Here is a 9,546-nt window from a genome sequence, read left to right as displayed (position 1 = left end):
TTGCCCCATTGACATTAAGCAAAAATGTTGTCCAGCCATGTTTATGTAGAGTTAAAGAAAAATCAATGTTATCATCCATGTAAGTCAGTCATTTAATCTCAAATATAAATATTCTCCAATAACAAAACCGCTATCAAAAACTACGAAGCTCGGTATAGCCAGCTATGTTTTGGTAATACCCACATAAACCTATCATGCTGCTGCATTCATAAAAACCAATTTAGGGCCAACACTATGCGGCTTTTTTCTTTTCACTGGCACCCTGATCTCCCCTCTAATCTCCGCTGCATTCTCCCTTTTGTGACCATCGGGAACAAAAGGCAAGCGGTTTTTGCGTAGCAAAAACACCGCTTGCTAACGGAGCGAAGCCCGTTCCGATTCCGCGAACAGGATGCCGAAGGCGGCCTGTTCAATCTTCGTGGGTAAGGGGCCTGCGTAGAGCAGCCCCTACCCGATCTCCTTGTATAGGTGGCAATGTCACCTATACGATCTGGCGTGACGGTAATCGCACCAAATACAAATGTCTTTGCCGGTGAAAAGAAAAAACAACCGCGAAAATAAAAGCGCCTTACAAACAAATGTTTTTCCATGAAGCCTGGTAGTGATCTACCGTTGAAAAAACATTTGTTTATAAGGCGCAAGCCCGCGGCAGCGATAGCCACTAAAGTATTCACTGTCACATATTTAAATTTATTCAAATACGCATAAGACTCACAATACAATTAAAAATTATCTTGGCTTTTCATTGCATGTATCAACGCAACTATATACCGATTGATTAAGGCATTAATGTCAGGAGATAACTTTTCTGCCCTTTTTTTGTTGAACAACATCTGTTCATAATTAAAGTCAGGAACGCGAAGATCTGAACTTGGCTTAACGAAATCAGTAATCTCGTACCTAAACTTCCCATCTTTAACTTGTATATTGGTATTCGCGTAAAACTCTTGGTAAGTCTTGATAAGATTGCCTCCTTTAGCATCGGTTCGAAAAATTCCCCGAACCGTTATCTTTCCTAAATCTTTATCATCGAGCTTAACAACATCTTTAAAATTAGGGAAAGCTGTTGAAAGGAAGGCTTTAGCTCTTAGATAGAGTTCATCTTTACTAACCCCTGAAATACTGTCAATTCCCGTGTAATTAATCCTGCCATTTCTTATTGGCAGTTCGCCGAGATAAGAATCGGGAGAATTGCTTTGCCCAAAAGCAGCAAACGGTAAAAAGAAAAAAAACAAAATGAACTTCTTCATAAGTATGTCTATTTAATTTGAGGTTGAATAAAATGGCTACTTTCGATTAGCAGAACATATTGAGCAAATATAAAAGAATAAAGCATCTATAAGCAAGTGATATAGAAATTTTAAAAAGAAAAAGCTGGATGATTGACATTCACAGAATCATCCAGCTGAGATATAAGCAAATATTTTACGCTAAAAATAATATATCGAACGCTACCCGCGGCAGCGATACCTGGTTAAACGGTCACCTGCAACTTCGGTTTATCAACTGCCAGGCGTTCACGTAACGCCCGCATGTTATTGCTAACCTTCTGCTGCGTGATCTTCGCATAAATCTGCGTTGTACGGATACATTTATGCCCTAACATCTGGCTCACCGTTTCAATCGGCACATCATTTTCAAGCGTCACTGTAGTAGCAAAAGTATGCCTCGCCGTATGCGTCGTTAAATGCTTTTTAATATCGCATAACGTGGCGATTTCCTGTAGATAGGCATTATACCGCTGGTTACTATTAACGGGCAATAAGCGGTGGTATAACAGGCAATACGGAGAGTCTTTGTACCGGTTTACTATCTCCAACGGAATAGGCAATAGCGGCACCCGTTCCGCTGTTTGTGTTTTCTCTCTATTCTTCACTATCCATTTTTCACCATCAATGCCAATCACTAGGTTATCTGGTGTAAGATGCAGTACATCTGTGTAGGCGTAGCCGGTGAAGCAACAGAATAGATAAATATCGCGTACCTCTGCTAATCGTGGGATAAGCTGCTTGTTATACAAGGCCATAATTTCATCCATAGTAAGCCGCTCCCGCTGCGGATCTTCATAGGTACATTTAAAACCTGCCAACGGACTAACTACCAACCAACCCTGATCCACGGCCAATTTAAGCATCTGCTTTAAAATCTTCACGTACTTCATAGCAGTGTTAGCGCCTATTCCCTGCACCGTGGTAAGGAAATGCTCAAAATCCGGGGCAAAAGAAAAACGAATTTCAGATAATGGTCTATCTGATACATGGTACTGGGCTTTCAGGAAGGCGATCACCTTCTCTTTAGTGATCTCAAAGCGCTTCAGTGTGCGCCCGGACGTCATTCCGGCTTTTACCTTCTCCGCAAACCGGCGGTTATGGAAGTCTATCACTTCGCATAAAGTCCGGGAATGTTCTGTGATTCCAGTGAAAGAATTTTTAACAGCAGCAGCGGTTACCGGTTCGCCCGATGTAACTAAAAGGCTGTAATGTTTGTGTAGATTGGCTTTCAGGGTGAGTAACTGTCGGTTAATCGCCTGTGCTTCTTCGGAGTTTCCTTTAACACATTGGGCGGAGGCATTCCATAACGCCGGGGTTACATACTGATACGTGGAAAGTTCTGCACGTTTGCCGTCTACGCTGAGACGTAGATAAATAGCGGGCTTATTGTTTTTAGAACGGCTTTTATTAAGCCAGAAAAGAACAGAAAAACTGGTCATACACCATTTGTTTTAAGTTAACCAAAATTGTTTCAACTTCACTTATCCTGACATCACTTAACATTGGTCAAACGCAACACGGTGCAGCATTTGGGATACATGTCGGTTAGCACAATTTAATAATTATAATGCTAACCGCAACGCTCACTTTTCTACCCTTACTTATCTTTTCACAACTTTACCACTAAAAGCAAAAAAACCTTGTAGAATCAGCTTCTACAAGGTTTTAATTACGTCAGAGTATTTACTTTTACTCCTGATGGTGATCCCCTTGGGACTCGAACCCAAGACCCATACATTAAAAGTGTATTGCTCTACCAACTGAGCTAGGGAATCCGCTACCACCTTGATTATTAAGGGGATGCAAAAATAAGAATTATCCCATCACCACCAAATTTTTTTTCAAGAAAAAATAAAAATAACTTCTGTGACTATATGAAAAAATACCTTTACCTCGCCACTCTAGCATTGACCCTATATGCTCGCAGCTTCGAAAAAAGATACGCATATACTTACTTCCACCGGGCCGAAGGCGCGGACAGGATGTTACCGGTAAATTTATTTTTACCTACAACCGCGCTGACTCTTCTTTTCAGCTATATCTGGAAACTGAATTAATTAATGTTCGTAATGCAGTAAGATCCGGATCACTACGTTGGGGTAATACCAGCGTATATACCATGTTGCCCGCAATCTGGCTGACAGCTTTATACTGCATGAAATGAACAAAGGTGGAAAAAAGAAATCCCTCCTGCATCTGCAGCGTGCTGACTTCAAATAGCGCCAGGTCGGTGGTGAGCCCCGTTTTTAACACCTTGGAAAGCGCTTCCCGGGCGCTCCAAAGCAACAACCCACTTTCATAGTATGTAAACGGCAGAGATGCGATCAAGCCCGCTTCCCGCGCTGCCAGCGCAGGCAGTTCATGGTCTGGCCGGATCTCTTCTATGTCTACGGCCATCGGGTGCCACTCAGGATATACCACGGCAATGGCCTGCGGACCACTATGTGAAATGCTTACCTGTACATTGTTGTGGCCGGGACAGTCCAGCACTGGCTGTCCGAATACACCGGGACGGATACGTATCAATGGCGCAGCCACGCCTGTAAAATGAGAAGCCGCCAGCTTTGCAGCATGGCGGCCCAATAAATATTGACGCCGGGCAACACCGGCTAATGTAGTATGTTCATCGGCATGGAGAAAATAATCCTGCCCTGCCTCCAGCTCCTGCGGCGCTACCGCGGATATGGCCACCGATACCGGGAAAGACTGCCCCTTGCGGGTCACTATCACGGGCAGGCAGCTACTATTCGTCCATTCCTTCATGGCGTTGGTCTCCTTTGTCGGTTTTACTGCTGTTAGCCACCATCGCATTGATCGTATTGATCTCCTCTTTGGTGAAATAACGCCATTTGCCTGGCGCAAGGTCTTTAACCGTGAAGTTCATGATACGGATACGTTTCAGCGTTACCACTTCATATCCCAGCACTTCACACATCCGGCGTATCTGGCGATTGAGCCCCTGCGTTAAAATGATACGGAAACGGTTGGCCCCCTCCTGCTGTACAAAGCACTTCTGCGTTACTACCCCCAGTATCTTCACCCCGCTACGCATGGCTTTCACAAACTCCAGGTCGATAGGTTTATCTACCGTTACGATATACTCCTTTTCATGCTGGTTGCCCGCTCTCAGTATTTTGTTGACAATATCTCCGTCGTTTGTCAGGAAAATCAGCCCTTCGGAACGCTTGTCCAGCCGCCCTATCGGGAAAATCCGCGACGGGTAGTTGACATAGTCGATGATATTGGTCTTATCCTTCAGATCTGTGGTACAGGTGATGCCCTTAGGCTTGTTGAGCGCAATATACACGGTAGATTTCTTCTTCTTCAACGGCTCCCCGTCTACTTCTACCACATCCCCATCTTTCACGCGGTTGCCTTTTGACGCAATGTTATCATTGATCGTCACCCTACCCTGTTCTATATATTTATCAGCCTCTCTCCGGCTGCAAAAGCCGGTTTCGCTGATATATTTATTTACGCTGATATCCATAATACCCTTAAAATCTCCTGCAAATTACTTAAAACCACGCAAAATGCCTTAGTTCATACTCAGCTGTTGCAGGATGGTAGGATCCTGGATGTCGGCGTCCCTTGCCAGCAACAGTACTTTGGATATGAGCTCGGCCGATTTAGGATCGTCGTCTATAAATGGCAGGAATATCCGGCCACGGTGCTGGGAATGTACCGGCAATACCGACAGGTACCTACCTGGTAACTGGTGCGCTACCGCACTGCCCAAATGCACGCTGTACTCGCCATGATGCCCCTTGATACGCGCGTGATTGCCGGCAATCGTTACGTTATCTACTTTGAATAAACGCAGCGTTTCCGTCAGCAATACCCGCCTCATTTCAACGGAAGAATGACTGGCCTCCGGATCTACCCCGCCCACATGCGCCACACTGACTACCAGGTCGATATCCCGCATTACTTCACTGAATATTAATGGGGAGATGTGCTCAAAAGCTATTGCCTTACCGGTTTTCAGGTCATGAAAGACGATGGTTTCCAACGTTGGGCTCTCCACTTCCGCAGGCGAAAACCAATCTGCCATGGCGTATATCTTCGCTACAAATCCTTCTTTATGGAATACTTTCTGCAGGCCCTCTTCATAATCTACTTTCCAATGCCGCGATTTCAGCAAGGCTACGGTCTGACTCGGCTGTACCTGGTGCCCGGCATAACGACGGGATACCGACTTCTCCGCCAGCTCATCAGCCACCGGTACATACAGTTCCCGGAAGATCTGCCGGAAGGGCTGCTGCAGCTCCTTCTCAAAAGCATACCGCTGATAATTACTCCATACTCCCAGCTTGTACAAGTCAACACAATGCGCAATGCGTACCTCGTCGCCATCAGCCAGGGAAAATTCCTGCCCTTCCGGCGAACGTAAGATTCCATTATGATAGAACCCATGACTTTCGCCCGAAACGAATACCAGCTTTTCCAGGTGCCTGCTGATTACCGGGTGCCCAAAGAGATTAGCCAGCTCGGGAGCTAAGAAAGCATCGCCACGCACCATGGCGTCTTCCAGGGATTTCCGCGAACGGCTGAACTGCTCTTTCAATATCTTACGATATTCTAACAACTCTTCTACCTTCTTATCTTTTTTATATTTAGGTGGAATAGCCTTCAGGGGCTTATCCCCTTTAAAGGCTACCACATCGGCTACACCTGCATCATCTATCACCAGCCCGATGGCTACGTCATCATATTGCACTTGTGTTTCGCGGGATAAGATCTGCTGCACCTGCCTGGTTTCCATGGCCCAAGTCAATCGCAGCGGATCTGCATACCCGGCGTTGCGGGCCAGGTTTTCCATAGCAATGCGGATAGCCAGCGCTTCGCTGCTTTGCTTCTGCGCGCCAAACTGCCTGCTCTCCTTTCTAAACTGTTGCAAGTATTCGTAACGGCTCAATACATCTTTCGCCGCATTAGCCTTACTCAACGGAACCAGGCCATACATGCGCAGGTAATCCTGGTCACGCTTTTCCTTTATCTTCTGGGTTACTTCCTTAATCTTGATATCGCCGGTGATAACGTCAGCGTATAAACGTGCACGCCGGTGTTCATTCCCTTCACTGATATATTTGGCCGCGTCATATACTACCTGCCAGCGCTCCTTCCCTATTTCCTTATAGGCTTTCAGGAACCATTCTTTATCTACTGCGCCCGCTTTGAAATCAGCCAGGTCTACTGCCGAATAACGGGCAATTTCACTCTCGGCTTCTGCATTCTGTTCCGCCGCGCCCGACGACTTTGTATGCGCATGCATCCACCAGATGGCGGCATCTAATCCTTTCCAGTTGAGGTATTGGCTCACAAATCGCTGCCACTGCGGCGCATACACCGCCGCTTCAATCAACTGTTTTTCACTCGCTTTGATCTGTTTTACAGCCACATTAAAATCTTCCTGCGTATCTGTTGGCAGCGGAAAGCATTTCTTTAACAATGAGCTGAACTGCTGCTGCTTGTTCAGGGAATTATTATAAGAATAAATATAACCTCTTGACAAGGCAGTTTTACCGAGACCGGTTAATATCTCTGCCAAACGCTGAATACCATATACCACTTTCAATTCCTGCACAAACGGTGTCACCGGCGTAGCAGAATCGCCCCGCTTCAGCTCTATGTCCAGGAAATGCTCCCGCAGCCGCTCAAATAAAGGTGGCAGGAAGGCGAATGTGGTCATATAATCAAACACATCCCGGTTTGGCCTAACAGCGGATAAGTGGCGGATATTCTCCTGGCTGATCATCCCGCGGTATAACTCGCTCTCGGTGATGAGGCCCTGCTGGTAAGCGTAACAGAAGATAGTAAGCGGAGGCAGGCTACCGGGTATACTTTCCGGCAAACCGCTAAATTGCCGCCAATGATATAATGCCCAGCAGGTATGAATTTCCTCGGGGGTACAACGTTTAAAACTGACACCCTGCAACAATTTATTCAATACCCCCACGGTTTGCCATCCACCACGGGTATAGGGGTATATTTTCCCGTCAGAATAATATTGCAACACCTCCGGGGTAAACGAGGCAAACAACCGGCTACACGCCCCCAGCACGAAAGCATTCCTCTGCTCAAATGGATGGATCAGCGTCAGCGCGGCGATGATACGGGATACCGGGTTGCTCCACCGGTAGCGATGCTTCCCGCGCAATTCTTCCGAAAACATCCGCTCCATGGTAGGATAATACGGCCTGGCCAGTGCCAGCCAATCCTGCATATGCTCGCCGTTGTCCAACATCACATCATTTAAGAGAAACAGATCTACCGGCTCCAGCTGATGATCCTGGTACCACTGCTTCCATACTTCCGGCAAAGGGTACGCAGCGTACTCCGCTTCCGGTGTTTCAAATTTATAAGTGTAAGGCTTGTTTTTATTCACCCCGTTTATCAGCAATACTCTCTCCCGGCTGTTATCATACTGCTCTACCTCATACTCATAATCCCCATGCGCTTTAAATCGTCCATACAGATCATCCAGGGCGGCACAGATGGCATCTACCGGCTTCGAGAAGCCATATTCATTTTTACGCAGGCATTGTGCGTAATAGTCCTCTTCCGCTACTACCGGCGCCACCACTGGCGTAATAGCTGCCGGGTCGTATAATCCGTAACCATTTTGAACATCGTATGACAGCGTGTCTTCGTCGGCGGATAGCTGTGCCAGGAGCACCTCTTCCTTAGGCGCAATATTCTTCCGTTCTCTAAATGCAGCTTTCCATTGATCGATGGCTGCCTTCAGCCGGCCTGCCTTTTTTAGCTGCACGGCAATATCCAGCCCTCCCAAACGCTGCTCGGCATCACCCTGCAACAACGCCGTCGCTGTAGCTATCACCGCTTCATCGCTTTGCCGCAATATCAACTCAATGGCCTTGCCCCGGGCAGTGGCGCCTTTTCGCTTCAACAATTCTACAAATACAGGCATCTCTGTTACGCTGAACTGCTCGCTGGTCAATGCCCTGAAGGCCACATTTACCACGTATTCGCCCCGGTCCCTTACCAGGCGTATGGCCAGGTCGCGTTGAAACGGCGTCAATGCGGGGATCTCCGTTGTATCTTTCCAGTAATAGGAAGCATGTTCGGGGAATACCAGCCGCGTTAGTTGTTCCCGCAACGACACGTCCATGTCATCGAAGTACTGTAGCACAATATCCAGCCGGTCCTGTTTATCCAGCACCAGCCGGATCATAGATTCCAGTGCATCATTCGGATTGAATTTAATATTCATCCAGGAAAATACCTTGCCGGTAAATACCTGTTCTTTTTTGCTGCCACTGCGTTGTACAACCGCATGCAGCCGGTCAAACAACCCGGGAAAATGTTCATTGTAACGTTTTGCGCTGCTAAACAACATACTATTGATTGCTGTTAAAGCTATCCCCAATACCGCTTCTTCCTTATCTTCCAGCGCCTGGTAAAACAGTGGCATATCTATGTTATAGTACTTCGTTTCCCCGGCAAACTTCAGCGCGAGGCAACGCTTCTCTATATCCCCTTCTTCGAAAAGCCGCTTCAGCAAAGGTGTTACACCGGCAATATCATATACGCCCTGTGCCCATAACGCCGTATATACCTCCATGTTATTTTTGCTTGCTACAGCCGTAGGTATCTGCGCAGGCGTTTCCAGGTACTGGTGTGCTTTTTCGAGAAACTGCTTTACGGTAGTTTCTTTTTCAGACTCCCAGCCCAAACCGGCCCACACATCTATCGCTCTTACTACGGAAGAAAAACGGGCCATTTTATTGTCCAGCAACACTTTTATCATGTATCGCAAGGCAGGCAAACTGGTTTCGTCCAACGCTTCGAGAATAGTTTGCCTTAGCCCTTCCTGGCGCTGTGCTGCGATCAACAGCTTCTCCACCAACGCCCAGGCTTCTTTCTTTTCACTAAGCAACAAGGCTTTGATAACAGGCCGTGTTACTTTGCCTATACGATCTTTATTGAAAATAATATCTTCCATGAGAGGCAGTAACCCTTCCTGATCTTTATCAATCGCCGCGGCCCATAGCCTGAACAGTCCAGGATTCTGCAATAGCTGGTCGTACCGCACCTGTTCAATAATGCTTAGATCGTAACAGGTAGTAACGGCTTTGGGTGTATATACCATCTGGTAAGCCTGTGGCAAGGTTGTTACCAGGAAGTTGAACTGGTTCACCAGGTACATTTCCCGGTCATGTGGCGCCGTAAATGATCTTCTGCCACTGGATGTCTGGTACATCTGGAAAGGTATTTTCTCCCATGCATATTTTACATACACTGCCTTCTCTTC

Annotated in this window: 5 protein-coding genes and 1 tRNA gene; all 6 read right to left on the bottom strand. The window is 46.7% G+C overall.

What is annotated here, in order from left to right:
* Window positions 1-722 precede the first annotated feature (722 nt).
* The 6 genes from HGH90_RS11460 to HGH90_RS11435 all read right to left on the bottom strand — a co-directional run bounded on the left by HGH90_RS11460 (window position 723) and on the right by HGH90_RS11435 (window position 9,495).
* The gene (locus HGH90_RS11460) at window positions 723-1,250 is read right to left on the bottom strand and encodes a DUF4468 domain-containing protein (protein ID WP_169191129.1); all 528 of its coding nucleotides are present in this window, start codon (window positions 1,248-1,250) and stop codon (window positions 723-725) included.
* A 224-nt stretch (window positions 1,251-1,474) separates the two neighbouring features.
* Entirely contained in the window at window positions 1,475-2,710 is a 1,236-nt protein-coding gene (locus tag HGH90_RS11455) for a site-specific integrase (RefSeq protein ID WP_169191128.1), read from the bottom strand.
* A 260-nt stretch (window positions 2,711-2,970) separates the two neighbouring features.
* Window positions 2,971-3,046, bottom strand: a tRNA-Lys gene (locus HGH90_RS11450).
* Window positions 3,047-3,302: 256 nt separating this feature from the next.
* On the bottom strand, window positions 3,303-4,082 hold the full coding sequence (locus tag HGH90_RS11445; RefSeq protein ID WP_169191127.1) for a 4'-phosphopantetheinyl transferase family protein: 780 nt from the start codon (window positions 4,080-4,082) through the stop codon (window positions 3,303-3,305).
* A complete protein-coding gene (gene rluF / locus HGH90_RS11440; RefSeq protein WP_168762586.1) occupies window positions 4,015-4,761 on the bottom strand; it encodes a 23S rRNA pseudouridine(2604) synthase RluF in 747 nt (248 codons plus the stop codon). The genes HGH90_RS11445 and rluF overlap by 68 nt, the downstream gene beginning before the upstream one ends.
* A 48-nt stretch (window positions 4,762-4,809) precedes the next feature.
* Window positions 4,810-9,495: a DUF4132 domain-containing protein gene (locus tag HGH90_RS11435; RefSeq protein ID WP_169191126.1), complete on the bottom strand. Its 4,686-nt coding sequence runs from the start codon at window positions 9,493-9,495 to the stop codon at window positions 4,810-4,812.
* Window positions 9,496-9,546: the final 51 nt, after the last annotated feature.

This window comes from Chitinophaga sp. Ak27 (assembly GCF_012726295.1).
Lineage (GTDB): Bacteria > Bacteroidota > Bacteroidia > Chitinophagales > Chitinophagaceae > Chitinophaga.
This window is presented reverse-complemented; position numbering and strand designations above follow the sequence as displayed.

What these genes read in the sequence shown, in the direction of transcription:
- HGH90_RS11455 (WP_169191128.1), bottom strand. Translation starts at nt 2,710, where the DNA reads ATGACCAGTTTTTCTGTTCTTTTCTGGCTTAATAAAAGCCGTTCTAAA.
- HGH90_RS11445 (WP_169191127.1), bottom strand. Translation starts at nt 4,082, where the DNA reads ATGCGATGGTGGCTAACAGCAGTAAAACCGACAAAGGAGACCAACGCC.
- HGH90_RS11435 (WP_169191126.1), bottom strand. Translation starts at nt 9,495, where the DNA reads ATGTACCAGACATCCAGTGGCAGAAGATCATTTACGGCGCCACATGAC.
- HGH90_RS11460 (WP_169191129.1), bottom strand. Translation starts at nt 1,250, where the DNA reads ATGAAGAAGTTCATTTTGTTTTTTTTCTTTTTACCGTTTGCTGCTTTT.
- rluF (WP_168762586.1), bottom strand. Translation starts at nt 4,761, where the DNA reads ATGGATATCAGCGTAAATAAATATATCAGCGAAACCGGCTTTTGCAGC.